We start from the raw sequence: 15799 nt of genomic DNA, 5'->3' as shown, positions 1-15799 counted from the left end.
TTATCTCGGAATGAAGACTACTAAAGTGAAACTCAAAATTCGTCGCGGTGATACTGTAAAGGTTATCGCTGGTAACGATAAAGGTAAAGAGGGCAAAGTTCTCGAGGTTCTCGTAGACAAGCAACGTGTTGTCGTTGAGGGCGTGCGCGAGGTTACTAAGCACAGAAAGCCTTCGGCCACGAACCCTCAAGGAGGTATCGAAAAGAAAGAGGCCCCTATCCACATCAGTAACGTTATGCTCGTAGATCCTGCCAAAGGTGAGGCTACGCGCGTTGGTCGCAGAGTGGAAGACGGCAAAATCGTAAGGTATTCTAAAAAGTCTAAGGAGACCATCAAAGATGCTTAAGCCTAGGTTAAAAGATAAATATAACAACGAGATCGTACCTGCCTTGAAGGAGAAATTCGCCTACAAGTCGGTTATGCAGGTACCTAAGATCGAGAAGATCTGCATCAACAAGGGTATCGGCGAAGCTGTTGCCGACAAGAAATTGGTGGATGTAGGTGTGGACGAGTTGACTTTGATCGCAGGCCAGAAGGCTGTGCCGACCAAGGCTAAGAACTCTATCTCTAACTTTAAGTTGCGTGAGGAAATGCCTATCGGCGCTCGCGTTACTTTGCGCGGAGACAAGATGTACGAATTCCTTGATCGTTTGATCAGCATCGCTTTGCCACGTGTACGTGACTTCCAAGGCATCAACGCCAAAGGTTTCGACGGTCGCGGTAACTACACTTTGGGTGTTAAGGAGCAGATTATCTTCCCGGAAATCTCGATCGAAAAGGTCAGCAAGATCTCTGGTATGGACATCACTTTCGTAACTACGGCCAACACCGACGAGGAAAGCTACGAGCTTTTGAAAGCTTTCGGTATGCCGTTCGCTAACAAAAAATAATTTATTAGAGAACCATGGCAAGAGAAGCAGTAAAAGCTCGCGAGCGCAAAAGAGAAAAACTCGTGGCCAAGTACGCCGCCAAAAGAGCGGAGCTTAAAGCTAATGAGGATTGGGCAGGGCTTGACAAGTTGCCTCGCAACTCTTCAAAAGTCCGTTTGCACAACCGTTGCAAACTTACCGGCCGTCCGAAGGGATACATGAGAAAATTCGGTATCTCTAGGGTTACTTTCCGCGAAATGGCCTCTGCTGGCTTGATCCCGGGCGTTACCAAGGCTAGTTGGTAAGTGTTTGAATATTAAAATAAAATTAGTAGTTTTGCGCTCCCTGTGTACTCACGGGAGCTTAATTATACAGCTATGACTGATCCTATTGCAGATTATCTGACGCGTCTGAGGAATGCCATGAAGGCAGGTCATCGCATCGTGGAGATCCCGTCTTCTAAGATGAAACGCGAGATCACGAAAGTGCTCCACGATAAGGGATACATCCAGAGCTATAAGTTTGTGGACGAGGGCGTTCAGGGATCTATCAAGATCGCTTTGAAATACAACCCGGCTACAAAAGCTTCTGCGATTGTAAAACTTGAGCGAATCAGTAAGCCAGGTCTTAGAAAGTACGCTAGCGTTGACGAAATGCCAAGAGTACTTAACGGTCTGGGTATTGCTATCCTCTCGACGTCTAAAGGAATCATGACGGACAAAGAGGCGCGCAACCAGAATGTAGGTGGCGAAGTTTTGTGCCACGTTTATTAATTGAGAAGAACTGAGAAATGTCAAGAATCGGAAATAAGCCAATACAATTGCCAGCCGGAGTTACCGTTGAGGTACAGGCGGGCAATGTAATTTCTGTAAAAGGCCCTAAGGGTAGTCTTGAGCAAGTAGTGGATCAGGACATGATCGTCGAGGTAGTTGACGGTGTTGTTTCTGTGAAACGTCCTACCGAGCAAAAAAGACACAAGGCCATGCACGGCTTGTATCGTTCGTTGATCAGCAACATGGTTGTTGGTGTTACCGAAGGGTACAAAAAGCAATTGGAGCTTGTGGGTGTAGGTTATAAAGCTGTTGCCAGCGGCCAAATCCTTGAGTTGAACTTAGGTTTTTCACACAGTATCTACATGCAGGTTCCTGCTGAGGTAAAAGTGACTGCCGAATCGGCAAAAGGTAAGAGCCCGATCGTTACTCTTGAGAGTGTTGACAAACAACTCATCGGTCAGGTTTGCGCAAAAATCCGCTCATTGAGACCTGTCGAGCCATACAAAGGCAAAGGCGTACGTTTCGTTGGTGAGATTGTCCGCAGAAAAGCAGGTAAACAAGCAGCTAAATAATAGGAATAATGGCTATTAAAAATAAAAAGGTCGCTAGAAGACTGAGGATCAAAAGAGGCATCCGCCGTCGCATTAGCGGTACTGCGCAAAAGCCTCGTTTGGCCGTATTTAAGAGCAACACCGCCATTTACGCTCAATTGGTAGACGACGTTAAAGGTGCTACTTTGGCGCACGCTACGTCTAGAGATTTGGGGTCGAAGAAAAACTGCAACATTGAAACTTCTGAAAAAGTCGGTGCTTTATTGGCTGAAAGAGCAACTGCGGCAGGGGTTACACAAGTTGTATTCGACCGTTCTGGCTACGTATACCACGGTAAGGTTAAGGCATTGGCACAAGGCGCCAGAAACGGTGGCCTCAAATTCTAAGAGATTATGTCCAATAACAATATAAAGAAAGTTAAGGCGAGTGATCTCGACCTTAAGGAAAAAGTGGTAGCCATTAACAGGGTTGCCAAAGTTGTGAAAGGTGGACGTAGATTCAGTTTCTCGGCGATTGTTGTTGTCGGAAACGGAAATGGTGTTGTAGGTTACGGTTTGGGTAAAGCAAACGAGGTAACTGACGCTATCACTAAAGGAATCGATGACGCCAAGAAGAACCTTATTAAGGTGCCAGTGCTTAACGGAACCGTACCTCACGCACAGTTGGGTAAGTTCGGTGGCGGACGTATCTTGTTGAAGCCTGCTTCACAGGGTACTGGAGTAATCGCCGGTGGTGCGATGCGTGCTGTACTGGAGTCTGCTGGCGTACATGACGTACTTGCTAAGTCGCAGGGCTCATCTAACCCCCACAACGTTGTTAAGGCTACATTCGACGCATTGATCAACATGCGCGATCCTTATACCGTTGCTGAGCAAAGGGGCGTATCTATGTCTAAAGTCTTTAATGGTTAATTAAGATGGCTAAGGTTAAGATAACTCAAATTAAGAGTACTATTAAAAGGCCGGTTGACCAGAAGAGAACCATTATCGCTCTAGGTCTCGGTAAAATTCAAAAGAGTGTGATTGTTGAGAATACTCCGGCTATTGCGGGTATGATCAGAAAAGTAAATCACTTGGTTACTGTAACGGAGGCATAAGTCATGAAATTACATACGTTAAAACCAGCCGAGGGATCAGTAAAGAACAATAAGAGAATTGGCCGTGGCCAAGGGTCAGGACGTGGTGGTACGTCTACTCGCGGACACAAAGGGGCTAAGTCTCGTTCGGGATACTCTCGCAAGTTGGGCTTTGAGGGTGGTCAGATGCCTTTGCAAAGACGCGTTCCTAAGTTTGGATTCAAAAACCCAAACCGCGTAGAATATAAAGGTGTGAACCTTGATGCTTTGCAGACTTTGGCGGAAAAGAAGGGCTTGAACAAGATTACACCAGCCGTTTTGATAGAAAACGGTATCGTCGGCAAAAATGACTTGGTGAAAGTTTTGGGTCGCGGCGAACTTACCATTAAATTGGAAGTTGAGGCAAACAAGTTTTCTAAAACGGCCATCGAAAGCATTGAGAAATTAGGTGGTACTACGACGGTGATTTAATTATGAAAAAGTTTATTTCTGCTGTTTCGAATATTTTTGCAATTGAGGAGCTTCGGACACGTATTGTAACGACGTTATTCCTGCTCATTATTTTTCGATTAGGTTCATTTGTAGTGTTGCCGGGAGTAAACCCAGAGGCGCTGCAGTCACATGACGAGGGGATTTTCGGACTGTTGAACACTTTCCTGGGCGGGTCCTTTAGTCGGGCTTCGATCTTTGGATTGGGTATCATGCCCTATATTTCCGCTTCTATCGTGTTGCAGCTTCTGACAGTGGCTGTGCCGTACTTCCAAAAAATGCAAAAGGAAGGCGAATCTGGTAGAAATAAAATTAATCAAATCACACGATTGCTGACTATCGTAATCACTATCGCCCAAGGCGCAAGTTACATAGCCGGCACTATACCTAAAGAGGCTGTCGTTATCGACAGAGCTCTTTTCACTGGAACTGCAGTCGTAATCCTTACGGCGGGTACTTTGTTCTGCATGTGGATTGGAGAGCGGATTACCGAAAAAGGCATCGGAAATGGTATTTCGATGTTGATTATGATCGGTATCATCTCAAGACTCCCGGGAGCCCTTTTGGGCGAATTCGTAAGCCAAGGAATGGCAGGAATGCTTTTCGTTGTGCTTGAGCTCGTGATTCTTTTCTTCATCGTTATGGGTGTTGTTATGCTTACCCAAGCTACGAGAAGAATTCCAGTACAATACGCAAAACAAATCGCTGGAAGTAAGGTCTACGGAGGCCGTCGTCAGTACATTCCGATGAAAGTGAACGCAGCTGGCGTTATGCCGATCATCTTCGCTCAGTCGTTGATGTTTATCCCGGCAATGATCGCCCAGTTTTGGCAGGATCAGAGCGACATAGCTCAGTCTGTCGGCCAAACTTTCTCTGATTTCACTTCGTGGCAGTATAACTTGGTTTTCGCACTGTTGATCATTGTGTTTACCTTCTTCTACACTGCAATCACGATTAACCCGAATCAGATCGCTGACGATCTCAAAAGAAACGGTGGATTCATTCCTGGTGTAAAGCCTGGTAAGATGACATCTGAGTATATTGATACGGTTTTGTCGAGAATTACCCTTCCTGGATCGGTTTTCTTGGCTATCGTAGCTATCTTGCCTGCATTCGCAAGTCTGGCAGGTGTTTCTAGAGAGTTCTCTAGTTTCTTCGGCGGCACTAGCCTTCTCATTATGGTTGGTGTGGTACTCGATACACTTCAGCAAGTTGAGAGCTACCTGTTGATGAGACACTATGAAGGTCTTATGAAGTCTGGAAAAATCAAAGGTGGTTCATCTGAAAACGTTGTACTTACCTGATGATCCAATATAAATCGGAAGAAGAAATAGCTCTTATTCGTGAGAGCGCCGAGATATTAGGTAGAGCCCACGGTTTGATCGCTTCGCGAATCAAACCTGGGGTTACTACTTTAGAGCTGGATGAGTTGGCTTACGATTTCATTACGAAATCAGGAGGAAAACCATCCTTCAAAGGCTATTCGGGATTCCCTTACACCCTTTGTGTCTCCGTCAATGAAAATGTAGTCCACGGATTTCCGTCGGACACTCCTTTGAAAGAAGGCGATATCGTTTCGATTGACTGCGGAGTATACTACAAAGGGTTTCATAGTGATTCCGCCTTTACCTATCCGATAGGCACAGTTAGCGACGAGGTGATGAACCTTTTGAAGAGAACTAAGAAATCTCTTTATTTGGGGATAGAGCAAGCCAAGTTGCACAATAGTATCGGGGATATCGGGTTTCATATACAGCGCTACGCAAGGACGTATAATTACGGAGTTGTGAAAGAGCTGGTAGGGCATGGCCTCGGCCGTAACCTGCACGAAGCACCCGAAGTACCGAATTACGGCCTTAGAGGAAGAGGCCCCAAGATCAGAAACGGACTTGTGATTGCCATCGAGCCCATGATTAATTTGGGGACGGCGGAAGTGGTTCAGGAGGATGACGGCTGGACAATTAGGACCCGGGACAGAAAACCTTCAGCCCATTTCGAGCATACCGTCGCCATTGTCAACGGCAAAACGGAAGTGTTGACAACTCACAAGTATATTGAGGAATATTTTAAATTCTGATCATGGCAAAGCAAAAGTCAATTGAACAGGACGGGAGTATCGTAGAAGCGTTGTCGAATGCGATGTTCCGTGTTGAGCTGGAAAACGGGCATCAAGTGATAGCGCATATTTCCGGAAAAATGAGGATGCACTATATCAAGATCCTCCCCGGAGACCGCGTTAAGCTCGAAATGTCTCCTTATGACTTGACGAAAGGAAGAATCGTTTACAGGTATAAGTAATAGTCATGAAAGTTAAAGCTTCTATTAAAAAGCGTAGCGAAGATTGCAAAATCATTCGTCGCAAAGGAAAACTTTACGTTATTAACAAGGCGAACCCTAGGTTCAAACAAAGACAAGGATAATTAGTTATGGCAAGAATTTCAGGCGTTGATATCCCTGACAATAAAAGGGGTGTAGTCTCATTGACTTACATTTTCGGTATTGGTTCAAGCAAAGCGAAAATGATTTTGTCGACCGCAGGTGTTAGCGAAGACAAGCAGGTTAAAGACTGGACAGACGAAGAATCGCAGAAGATTCGTGAGATCATCTCGGAAAACTTGAAAACCGAAGGTGAGCTTAAGTCAGAGATCCAGTTGAACATTAAGCGTTTGATGGATATCGGTTGCTACCGTGGTCTGCGTCACAGAAGAGGGCTTCCTGTTCGTGGTCAGAAGACGAAGAACAACTCGAGAACCAGAAAAGGTAAGCGTAAAACTGTTGCTAACAAGAAGAAGGCTACTAAATAATCCTTGAATCATGGCACAAAGAAAGAAAGAAAAAGCCAAAAAGAGAGTAGTTCAAGTTGAAGCGGTCGGCCAAGCTCACATTAAGGCCTCATTCAATAACATCATTATCTCTTTGACTAACGCTTCAGGCCAAGTGATTTCTTGGGCTTCAGCGGGTAAGATGGGCTTCCGTGGCTCTAAGAAAAACACTCCTTACGCTGCTCAGATGGCGGCTCAAAACTGCGCCCAGACTGCGTACGATTTGGGATTGAGGAAAGTGGAAGTTTTCGTAAAAGGCCCTGGCTCTGGTCGTGAGTCTGCTATCCGTACTCTCCAAAACAGCGGTATCGAAGTGACGTCTATCAAAGACGTGACTCCTTTGCCACACAACGGATGCCGTCCGCCGAAGAGAAGAAGAGTTTAATTACAACAAAGAGATTTAAAAGATGGCTAGATATAGAGGACCTAAGGCTAAGATAGCTAGAAGATTTAACGAGCCTATTTTCGGACCAAGTAAAGCTTTGTCTAAAAAGGCTTATCCTCCAGGACAACACGGACGCGGACGCAGAAGAAAGCAGTCTGAATACGCTCTGCAGTTGATGGAGAAGCAAAAGGCTAAATATACTTACGGTGTCTTGGAGCGTCAGTTCGCTAACTTGTTCGACAAGGCTTCTCGTAAGGAAGGCGTAACCGGTACGGTATTGTTGCAGTTGTTGGAGACTCGTCTCGACAACATCGTATACCGTTTGGGTATTTCTCCTACTCGTCGTGGCGCAAGACAGTTCGTTTCTCACAAACACATCACAGTAAACGGAGAGGTTGTAAACGTACCTTCGTTCCACGTGAAAGTTGGTGATGTCGTGGCTGTACGCGAACGTTCGAAATCATTGGAGAAGATCACGGATTCACTGTCGGCCCGCGCTGGAAAGCGTCCGGCTTGGTTGGAGTTTGACGCAGCGCAATTTGCTGGCAAAGTGATTGCAGTACCTCAGCGTGACGAAATCCTTGAGAACATCCAGGAACAACTGATTGTCGAGCTTTACTCTAAGTAATAATATTGAACTTTAACTTTTCGCAGATACTATGTCTTCAATTTTAGCATTCCAAATGCCCGAAAAGGTGGTCATGGAAAAAGCCGACGACTTCCGCGGTCTTTTCACGTTTAAACCACTGGAAAAAGGTTATGGTGTCACCATTGGTAATGCGTTGCGCAGGATCCTCTTGTCTTCATTGGAGGGGTATGCCGTTACGGGTATTAAGATTCCTAGCGTGTTGCATGAATTCTCCACGATTGAGGGCGTAGTTGAGGACGTGAGCGAGCTGATCTTGAACACGAAGCGTATTCGTTTCAAAAAGATCTCCGATATCGTTGAGAATAAGTTGACTGTGAACATCAAAGGACAGAGCACGTTCACCGCCGGCGACATTTCAAAATTCACTTCTTCGTTCGAGGTGCTTAACCCTGATTTGGTTATTTGCCACTTGGACGAGTCGAAAGAGTTCGAAATCGAACTTACTATCGACAAAGGAAGAGGATATTTGCCAGCCGAGGATAACAAGCCTTCTGAGCAGGTGTTCGGATTCATTCCTGTTGACGCCATCTTCACGCCGATCACTAACGTGCAATTCAGCGTTGAAAATACCCGTGTCGAGCAGAGAACGGATTATGAGCAACTCACCTTGGACATTGTCACCGACGGCTCTATCCACCCGGAGGCAGCCTTGAAAGGCGCCGCCAATATTCTCATTAAGCACTTCGCTTTGTTCACCAACGACGCCAACCTTATCTTGGATACCGGTGACAGTAATGAGCAAGAGCCGATCGATGAGGAAATGCTCCACATGCGAAAGTTATTAAAGACTCCTCTTAACGATCTGGATCTTTCGGTTCGCGCTTACAACTGTTTGAAAGCCGCCGACGTCAAAACGTTGGGAGATCTGGTTCAGCTTGAGATTTCTGACATGATGAAGTTCCGTAACTTCGGTAAGAAATCGCTTGCGGAATTGGAAGCTTTAGTCGCAGAGAAAAGTTTGACTTTTGGCATGGACCTGTCGAAGTATAAACTCGATGAAGAATAAGTAAAATGAGACACGGTAAGAAATTCAATCATTTAGGGAGAACCGCCTCGCACAGGAAAGCAATGCTTGCCAACATGGCTTCTTCCCTAATTCTCAATAAAAAGATAGAGACAACGGTAGCCAAAGCTAAGGCTTTGAGAAAATATGTTGAGCCGTTGATGACTAAGAGTAAGAACGACACTACGCACTCTAGACGTGTAGTTTTCTCTTACTTGCAGAACAAAGAGAGCGTTAAAGAGCTGTTCGGCGAAATCGCTTCGAAAATCGCTGACCGTCCAGGTGGATACACTCGTATCATCAAAACTGGATTCCGTCAGGGTGACAGCGCTGATATGTGCTTGATCGAGCTTGTTGACTTCAACGAATTGTTGACTGTTGCTAGCGAAGAGAAGCCTAAGGCCAAGCGTACTCGTCGTTCGAGAAAAAAATCATCGGGTGAAGCTCCTAAAACGGACGATTCATCTTCAGCTAACGAAGAGTCAGCCGAATGATTTTCCTATAAAATATATGAAGGGATTAGATTTATTTCTAATCCCTTTTTTTTTGGCCTAGCAAAACGTGGCCAGCGTGTATTTGAGAAGGATCTTTTGTTAAGTCAGCTATTACGACCAAGTATACTGACGTATGTCATAAAGTTAAGGGCACAACTTTACTAATTTTACAAACCCAAACGGAAACTGCATAAATGAAGTACGAATTTAAACCAGACGCGGTACTGATGCTCGAAGACGGAACTGTCTTCAAAGGAAAAGCAATCGGAAAAATCGGCACTACTGGCGGGGAGATCTGCTTTAACACGGGAATGACCGGTTATCAGGAGATCTACACTGACCCTTCGTATTATGGACAGGTTGTCGTTACGACGGCCTCGCACATAGGTAATTATGGGGTTCACGCACAAGAGTCGGAGTCGGCCAAACCGTCGATTTTTGGTTTGGTTGTGAATAAGTTTTCTGATACTTACAGTAGAGCCAACGCAACGGAAGGCTTGCAGCAATACCTCACTTGCCATGATTTGGTGGGTATAGAAGGTGTTGACGCCCGTCAGATCGTTAGGCATATTCGGGATAAAGGAGCGATGAACTGTGTCATCTCCTCAGAAACCACTAATCCCGAAGAGCTGAAAGCTTATTTGGAAAAAGTTCCTGATATGAAAGGACTGGAACTTTCTTCTAGTGTATGTGTTTCAGAACCTGTTTTCAGAGGCAATGCGGCAGCGAAATATAAGGTTGCGGTATTGGATCTGGGAATTAAGGAAAGTATTCTGAAGCAACTTTTGAAAAGGGATGTGTACTGCAAAATTTTCCCGGCCAAAACGGACTTTTCCGTGATTGAGGAATGGGGGGCAGACGCATACTTTATCTCTAACGGACCTGGCGACCCTGCCGCAATGGATTATGCGGTGGCAACCGTTCAGAAAATGTTGGAGACGGACAAGCCCCTTTTTGGAATCTGTTTGGGACATCAGATCCTAGCAAGAGCTTGTGATGTTAAGACGTACAAAATGCATAACGGGCACAGGGGACTTAACCACCCGGTTAAAAACCTGACGGCCGGAACGTCTGAAATTACGTCGCAGAACCACGGCTTTGCAGTGGATCCGGAATCGGTGAAGAGCGCTGAAAATCTTGAGGTTACACATATTAACCTTAATGACAACACTGTTGAGGGAATTCGGGTTGTAGGAAAGAACGCCTTCTCAGTGCAGTATCACCCAGAGTCAGCTCCGGGGCCGCACGATTCCAGGTATTTGTTTGATCAGTTTATCAGTTTAATAAACCAATAAAAAAGACTGAAATGAGTTTCATCGAAAGCATTAAAGGTCGTCAGATTCTTGACTCAAGAGGTAATCCGACCGTAGAGGTGGACGTAACAACAGCAAGCGGTTTCGTAGGTCGTGCGGCGGTTCCTTCGGGAGCTTCTACCGGCGAGCACGAAGCGGTGGAGCTGAGAGACGGTGACTCGTCTGTATATATGGGCAAAGGCGTTTTGAAAGCTGTTCAGAACGTTAACGAGACTATTGCCTCGGAGCTCGTAGGAATGAGCGTTTTCGAGCAAATGGCTATCGACAACGCCATGATCGAAATCGACGGAACTCCTAACAAAGGAAAACTCGGCGCTAACGCTATCCTCGGTGTGTCTATGGCTGTTGCCAAAGCCGCTGCTCAGGAAGCTGGATTGCCATTGTACAAGTACATCGGAGGTTCTCAGGCGAACACTTTGCCTATCCCAATGATGAACATCTTGAACGGTGGAGCTCACGCTGACAACGCTTTGGACTTCCAAGAGTTCATGGTAATGCCAGCTAAAGCTGCTTCTTTCTCAGATGCTTTGAGAATGGGTACTCAGGTATTCCACAACTTGAAGAAAGAGCTTTCTAGCCGCGGATACTCTACTAACGTAGGTGACGAAGGTGGATTCGCTCCTGAGGTTAAGTCTAACGAGGAAGCTTTGGAGATCGTTCTCAAGTCTATCGAGACTGCTGGTTACACTCCAGGTGAGGACATGTTCATCGCTATGGACGCCGCTACTTCAGAGTTCTACGACGCTAAAACTGGCTTGTACAAGTTCAGCGACGGTGTTGAGCGCGACGCCGACGCAATGATCGAGTACTGGGACAAGTGGGTTTCTAACCACCCGATCATCTCTATCGAGGACGGTCTCGACGAGAACGACTGGGAAGGCTGGAAAAAACTTACTGCCGCTATCGGTAACAAAGTTCAGCTCGTGGGTGACGACTTTTTCGTAACTAACCCTAAGCGTTTGGCTAGAGGTATCGAGGAAGGTTCGGCTAACTCTATCTTGATCAAAGTTAACCAGATCGGTACTTTGACTGAGACTGTTGAGGCCGTTAACATGGCTAAGCGTAACTCTTACACTGCGGTTATGTCTCACCGTTCAGGCGAGACTGAGGACGCTACTATCGCTGACTTGGCGGTAGCGTTGAACACTGGCCAGATCAAGACTGGTTCGGCTTCACGTTCTGACCGTATGGCTAAGTACAACCAATTGATCCGCATCGAGGAAGAATTGGGTGATCAGGCTTTCTTCCCAGGAAACGGAACTTTGAAGTTCTAATTCCGGAAATAACATAAATTGAAGGCCCCGGCATTTTGCCGGGGCTTTTTTTATTTTGGGCGAAACCTTAACTTGTGCAGGTGGCCCGAATTGGCCAGAATCTTTAATGCTATGATGAAATTATTAAAGACATACGGCAGAAAACTGATTCGCAACTTTTACTTGGTGGTAGGGCTTGCGTTTTTGGTCTGGATGTCGGTTTTCGACACCAACAACTGGTTAAACCAATATCGCTTGCGCAGTAAGCTGGAAAAGCTCAAGGAGGAGGAAGTTTACTATCTGGAACAAATCGAGGTTGTGCAAAAAGACAGGCAAGAACTGTTGAGCAATAAGCGTTCGATAGAGAAGTTTGCCAGAGAAAAATACTTGATGAAAAAGCCTTCTGAAGATCTCTTTGTTATCGAATATAAAAAATAGCTTCAAATAAGATAATTTGAAGCAACGATTAGCCTTTTGCGTTCGTCTTTAGCCTGAAGTCGCCATTGTGCGTATAAATTTTAAAAGGCAGACGAAAATTCCCGTTTCGCTTTAATTTACAATCAATAATAATGTCTGTTTGGATTCTCTCAAACCCGACAAACGGACGATTTAACCGATTTGAAACTCTAAACCGCAGATTTATGCGAAGACTTTTCTTTTTATTTTTCTTTACGATTTTTACCGCTGTGGGAGCTTTCTCTCAAGGAGCGAACCCTTTCTGGGACAGGGTGAGATACGGAGGAAACTTCGGCCTCGCCTTTGGTAGTAATTCCACTTATATCGAGGCCTCCCCCACGATAAGTTACCTGTTGACCGAACGTTTTTCTGCTGGTGTAGGGTTTACGTACCAGTATGTGAGCAGAGAATATGAGTTTATTAGCCAACAGGGCGGTGTGGAAACAAAAACGCTTAAAGCTAGCGTATTTGGCCCGAAGATTCAGGCTCGTTATAACGTAACGGAACAATTTTTCGCTTTGGCCGAATTGGAACAGCTAAGCAACGAGTATTATAAGTCATTTGACGAAAAAGTAAGAGTCTGGAGTACTGGGACTTTCCTTGGCGGAGGATATTCGCAACCTCTCGGAGGAAGGGGAAACGTGTATATCGCCGCGCTGTGGAATTTTACTTTTGATGACAAAAAATCGCCGTATCCGGAGCCTTATGTGCTGAGGGTCGGCTTTAATTTATAAACAAAATATCAGGGTGGATATTCTGTAATAGAAGCCTGTTACGTCAGTATCCCCCCTGAGAGAATCACTTTTCTGGATAGTGGTTTTAGAGCAAAAAATGGTTGTGAATTTTATCGGGAGAAAATGAGAGAAGAAACGAAATTCAAGGCTTGGGTAGTTCGTGAAAAAGAAGACAAAACGTTTTCAAGGGCTTTGGAGGATAAGGCAGTAAGCGAATTGCCGGAAGGAGAGGTTTTGATCAAAGCCAGTTTCGCTGGTTTGAATTTTAAAGACGCTTTGTCTGCTACAGGTAACAAAGGGGTTACGAGAAATTACCCGCATACTCCTGGTATCGACGTGTCGGGTGTGGTGGCAGAAAGTTCTGACAACCGCTTCAAGGTAGGCGACAATGTGTTGGTGACAGGCTATGACCTGGGAATGAACACTGACGGCGGTTTTGGCGAATACGTTCGTGTGCCTGCCGGTTGGGTTATCCCTTTGCCGGACGGATTAAGCCTTGACGAAGCGATGATAATGGGCACAGGCGCATTTACAGCCGCTCTGATGGTCCGTAAGCTGATTATGAATGACGTTCGTCCTGAAGACGGAGACGTGGTTGTGACCGGCGCTACTGGAGGCGTAGGTTCTATGGCCGTAGCTATCCTTTCGAAGTTGGGTTATAGCGTATTCGCTTCGACAGGAAAGCAGGAAGCTCACGAATTTCTGAAGTCGCTCGGAGCGAAAGACTGCGTGGACCGTTCGGAAATCCGTGACGAATCAGGAAGACCGATGCTTAGGACTCGTTGGGCCGCGGGTGTGGATACCGTGGGTGGCGAGACTTTGACATCGTTGTTGAAGACAGTACACGCAAAAGGAAGCGTAACTTGCTGTGGCTTGGTGGAGTCTCCGAAATTGGAAATGACTGTATTCCCGTTTATCCTGCGTGGTGTTAATCTGTTGGGTGTTGACTCGGCTGAGACCAAGATGGAACTGCGTAAGGAAATCTGGTCAAAACTCTCGGGTGACTGGAAGCCGGAAAACCTTCAGACTATGGTGAATTACGTGAAGCTGGAAGATCTTGACCCTTATTTCGGCAAGATCCTGAAGGGAGAGATTCAAGGAAGAATTGTGGTGAAATATTGATTTAATCAAATCAAACCGAAAAATACTAAGCCTGGCGTTCGTCAGGCTTTTTGTTTTTTGAAATGTAGGGGAAAGTAGTGTTTTTGTATTTGTTGACTTCTCGCTATCCATGTGCCTTTTGCTGTGGCGGACAAGTCAAAATTTCGCTTAACCACCTGAAAGAGATAGGAAATTTCCCTATTTTTAGCAAGATGGGCCTTGCTGTACCCGTCGGTTTCAAATGAATTTGAGCGAATAATAAGATAACACAAACACTAGTTAGATGAGTAAGTTTACTAAGGCCTTCAAGAAGTTCCCTTCGACTTTCTGGGTGGCGAATACAATGGAGCTTTTCGAGCGCTGGGCGTGGTATGGAATGTTTACCAGTCTATCGGTCTATTTGATATCCTCGGCGGATAAGGGGGGACTGGAATGGAGTTCTGCCCAGCAAAGTGCCGTGATGGGTACCGTAACGGCGGTACTTTACTTTTTGCCAATTTTGACTGGCGCTTTGGCCGACCGTATTGGTTATAAGTTGGTTCTGACCATTTCTTATATCGTAATGGGTATCGGCTATTATTTAATGGCTGTGGTGACCGATTACTGGCCGTTTATTATGGCCTTTTCTTTCTTGGCCGTTGGAGCTGCGTTGTTTAAGCCAGTAGTATCCGCAACGATTTCAAAAACCACTGATGAATCAAATGCGTCTATCGGTTTTGGTATTTTTTATATGATCGTGAATATCGGTGGTTTCATCGCTCCGTTTGTAACGATTGGTGTTACTAGTGAGGAACCGGGTGGCTGGATGCCGATGTTCTTGGTGAGTGTGGGCGCTATTTTGGTAAACCTTGTTCTTGTTCTCCTCTTCTTCAAAGAGCCTGAACGCGAAGAGAAGCCGAAAGAGTCGGCGGGTCAAGTGATTTACAAGACTCTTACCAATATCGTCCGCGCTTTGGCGGATTACCGATTGACCGTGTTGCTTCTGATCTTTGTTGTGTTCTGGACACTGTTTAACCAGATGTACCTGATGTTGCCGAAGTTTATCGTACAGTGGTTCGATACACGTCCGCTTTATGAGTCATTACATTCTCTAAGTCCAGGTATTGCAAACTTCCTTAAGGCTGAAGACGGCGGTTTGAGATTTCAGGCATTGACAAACATTAATGCCGGGGCGATTATTTTCTTCCAGTTGGTGGTTTCTTCATTCGTAATGAAATTCCGAGCTATCCGAGCGATGATGGGCGGGATTTTGGTTTGCGGTATTGGTCTTGCCGCAGCACTTGTTACCAATAACCCTTGGTTCTTGGTCATTGGCGTATTTATCTTCTCATTGGGCGAAATGGCTTGTTCTCCGAAGTTTACCGAGTACATCGGAAGCTTGGCTTCGCAAGATAAAAAGGCACTTTATATGGGGACGTCGTTCTTGCCTCACTTTGCGGGTAACTTTATCGCCGGTATCATTGCTGGGCCGGTTTACCAAATGATATCTGACAAGGTTACTTTGGTGGAACGCTTCGCTGCCTTAAAAGGATTGAATGTCGATAGCGAATTGTCGCAAAGCGCATATTTCAACGAAGTGGCAAGCCAGCTGAATATGGACAGTTTTCAGTTGACAAGCGCACTGTGGGAAACATATCACCCCGGTAACTTCGCCTACGTAGTTTTGGCTCTTGCCTTGTTCACGGTTGTCGCTTTGTTTATCTATGACAAATTCCTGCTACAGGGAGACCGTCAGCCTAAAGAAAAAGCGAGGGCGTAAGTTTTTCCCCACTTATGAATAAAAAATTCACAGGCGGTTTTTACCGCCTGTTTCTTTATGTACTTTTTAGAGA

At 45.6% G+C, this 15799-nt stretch carries 24 protein-coding genes; all 24 read left to right on the top strand.

Translation table 11 applies throughout. The features are described 5' to 3' along the window. The first annotated feature begins 10 nt into the window (after window positions 1–10). The 24 genes from rplX to AABK39_RS16525 all read left to right on the top strand — a co-directional run bounded on the left by rplX (window position 11) and on the right by AABK39_RS16525 (window position 15726). On the top strand, window positions 11–346 hold the full coding sequence (gene rplX / locus AABK39_RS16640; protein ID WP_338392465.1) for a 50S ribosomal protein L24: 336 nt from the start codon (window positions 11–13) through the stop codon (window positions 344–346). Then, window positions 339–890, top strand: a complete 552-nt coding sequence (gene rplE, locus AABK39_RS16635) for a 50S ribosomal protein L5 (protein ID WP_338392464.1) — start codon at window positions 339–341, stop codon at window positions 888–890. The genes rplX and rplE overlap by 8 nt, the downstream gene beginning before the upstream one ends. Window positions 891–904: 14 nt before the next feature. After that, window positions 905–1174 (top strand): 30S ribosomal protein S14, encoded by a 270-nt coding sequence (rpsN, locus tag AABK39_RS16630; RefSeq protein ID WP_338392463.1) that lies wholly within the window; start codon window positions 905–907, stop codon window positions 1172–1174. 72 nt (window positions 1175–1246) lie between these two features. Next, entirely contained in the window at window positions 1247–1642 is a 396-nt protein-coding gene (gene rpsH / locus AABK39_RS16625) for a 30S ribosomal protein S8 (RefSeq protein ID WP_338392462.1), read from the top strand. A 17-nt stretch (window positions 1643–1659) separates the two neighbouring features. Next, on the top strand, window positions 1660–2214 hold the full coding sequence (gene rplF / locus AABK39_RS16620) for a 50S ribosomal protein L6 (RefSeq protein WP_338392461.1): 555 nt from the start codon (window positions 1660–1662) through the stop codon (window positions 2212–2214). 8 nt (window positions 2215–2222) lie between these two features. Beyond that, a complete protein-coding gene (rplR, locus tag AABK39_RS16615) occupies window positions 2223–2579 on the top strand; it encodes a 50S ribosomal protein L18 (protein WP_338392460.1) in 357 nt (118 codons plus the stop codon). 6 nt (window positions 2580–2585) lie between these two features. Continuing rightward, window positions 2586–3104, top strand: coding sequence for a 30S ribosomal protein S5 (gene rpsE, locus AABK39_RS16610; RefSeq protein ID WP_338392459.1), 519 nt, complete (start codon window positions 2586–2588; stop codon window positions 3102–3104). A gap of 5 nt (window positions 3105–3109) precedes the next feature. Next, window positions 3110–3289: a 50S ribosomal protein L30 gene (gene rpmD / locus AABK39_RS16605; RefSeq protein WP_338392458.1), complete on the top strand. Its 180-nt coding sequence runs from the start codon at window positions 3110–3112 to the stop codon at window positions 3287–3289. A 3-nt stretch (window positions 3290–3292) separates the two neighbouring features. Then, window positions 3293–3739, top strand: a complete 447-nt coding sequence (gene rplO / locus AABK39_RS16600; protein WP_338392457.1) for a 50S ribosomal protein L15 — start codon at window positions 3293–3295, stop codon at window positions 3737–3739. Window positions 3740–3741: 2 nt separating this feature from the next. Next, window positions 3742–5061: a preprotein translocase subunit SecY gene (secY, locus tag AABK39_RS16595; protein WP_338392456.1), complete on the top strand. Its 1320-nt coding sequence runs from the start codon at window positions 3742–3744 to the stop codon at window positions 5059–5061. Then, window positions 5061–5834: a type I methionyl aminopeptidase gene (gene map / locus AABK39_RS16590; RefSeq protein WP_338392455.1), complete on the top strand. Its 774-nt coding sequence runs from the start codon at window positions 5061–5063 to the stop codon at window positions 5832–5834. Before secY ends, map begins: the two co-directional genes overlap by 1 nt. 2 nt (window positions 5835–5836) lie before the next feature. Continuing rightward, on the top strand, window positions 5837–6055 hold the full coding sequence (infA, locus tag AABK39_RS16585; RefSeq protein ID WP_338392454.1) for a translation initiation factor IF-1: 219 nt from the start codon (window positions 5837–5839) through the stop codon (window positions 6053–6055). Between the two features lie 5 nt (window positions 6056–6060). Next, complete coding sequence (gene ykgO / locus AABK39_RS16580) at window positions 6061–6177, top strand: type B 50S ribosomal protein L36 (RefSeq protein WP_338392453.1); 117 nt, start codon at window positions 6061–6063, stop codon at window positions 6175–6177. Window positions 6178–6183: 6 nt separating this feature from the next. Beyond that, window positions 6184–6561, top strand: a complete 378-nt coding sequence (gene rpsM, locus AABK39_RS16575) for a 30S ribosomal protein S13 (RefSeq protein ID WP_338392452.1) — start codon at window positions 6184–6186, stop codon at window positions 6559–6561. 10 nt (window positions 6562–6571) lie between these two features. Further along, on the top strand, window positions 6572–6964 hold the full coding sequence (gene rpsK, locus AABK39_RS16570) for a 30S ribosomal protein S11 (protein WP_338392451.1): 393 nt from the start codon (window positions 6572–6574) through the stop codon (window positions 6962–6964). A gap of 22 nt (window positions 6965–6986) precedes the next feature. Further along, window positions 6987–7592: a 30S ribosomal protein S4 gene (rpsD, locus tag AABK39_RS16565; RefSeq protein WP_338392450.1), complete on the top strand. Its 606-nt coding sequence runs from the start codon at window positions 6987–6989 to the stop codon at window positions 7590–7592. Window positions 7593–7623: 31 nt separating this feature from the next. Next, window positions 7624–8619, top strand: a complete 996-nt coding sequence (locus AABK39_RS16560; RefSeq protein WP_338392449.1) for a DNA-directed RNA polymerase subunit alpha — start codon at window positions 7624–7626, stop codon at window positions 8617–8619. Between the two features lie 5 nt (window positions 8620–8624). Beyond that, window positions 8625–9110, top strand: coding sequence for a 50S ribosomal protein L17 (rplQ, locus tag AABK39_RS16555; protein WP_338392448.1), 486 nt, complete (start codon window positions 8625–8627; stop codon window positions 9108–9110). 194 nt (window positions 9111–9304) lie between these two features. Continuing rightward, on the top strand, window positions 9305–10405 hold the full coding sequence (carA, locus tag AABK39_RS16550; RefSeq protein ID WP_338392447.1) for a glutamine-hydrolyzing carbamoyl-phosphate synthase small subunit: 1101 nt from the start codon (window positions 9305–9307) through the stop codon (window positions 10403–10405). Window positions 10406–10416: 11 nt separating this feature from the next. Further along, window positions 10417–11697, top strand: a complete 1281-nt coding sequence (eno, locus tag AABK39_RS16545; protein ID WP_338392446.1) for a phosphopyruvate hydratase — start codon at window positions 10417–10419, stop codon at window positions 11695–11697. 111 nt (window positions 11698–11808) lie between these two features. Then, window positions 11809–12114 carry an FtsB family cell division protein gene (locus AABK39_RS16540; RefSeq protein ID WP_338392445.1) on the top strand — a complete coding sequence of 102 codons (306 nt, stop codon included), beginning with the start codon at window positions 11809–11811 and terminating at the stop codon, window positions 12112–12114. A 203-nt stretch (window positions 12115–12317) separates the two neighbouring features. Continuing rightward, window positions 12318–12866 (top strand): hypothetical protein, encoded by a 549-nt coding sequence (locus AABK39_RS16535; RefSeq protein ID WP_338392444.1) that lies wholly within the window; start codon window positions 12318–12320, stop codon window positions 12864–12866. Window positions 12867–12989: 123 nt separating this feature from the next. Continuing rightward, window positions 12990–13988, top strand: a complete 999-nt coding sequence (locus tag AABK39_RS16530; RefSeq protein ID WP_338392443.1) for a YhdH/YhfP family quinone oxidoreductase — start codon at window positions 12990–12992, stop codon at window positions 13986–13988. 262 nt (window positions 13989–14250) lie between these two features. After that, entirely contained in the window at window positions 14251–15726 is a 1476-nt protein-coding gene (locus AABK39_RS16525) for an MFS transporter (protein ID WP_338392442.1), read from the top strand. Window positions 15727–15799: the final 73 nt, after the last annotated feature.

The sequence above is a fragment of the Fulvitalea axinellae genome (assembly GCF_036492835.1).
Classification (GTDB): Bacteria; Bacteroidota; Bacteroidia; order Cytophagales; family Cyclobacteriaceae; genus Fulvitalea; species Fulvitalea axinellae.
The sequence above is the reverse complement of the archived record's forward strand: the minus strand, read 5'-3'. Positions and strand labels throughout refer to the sequence as shown.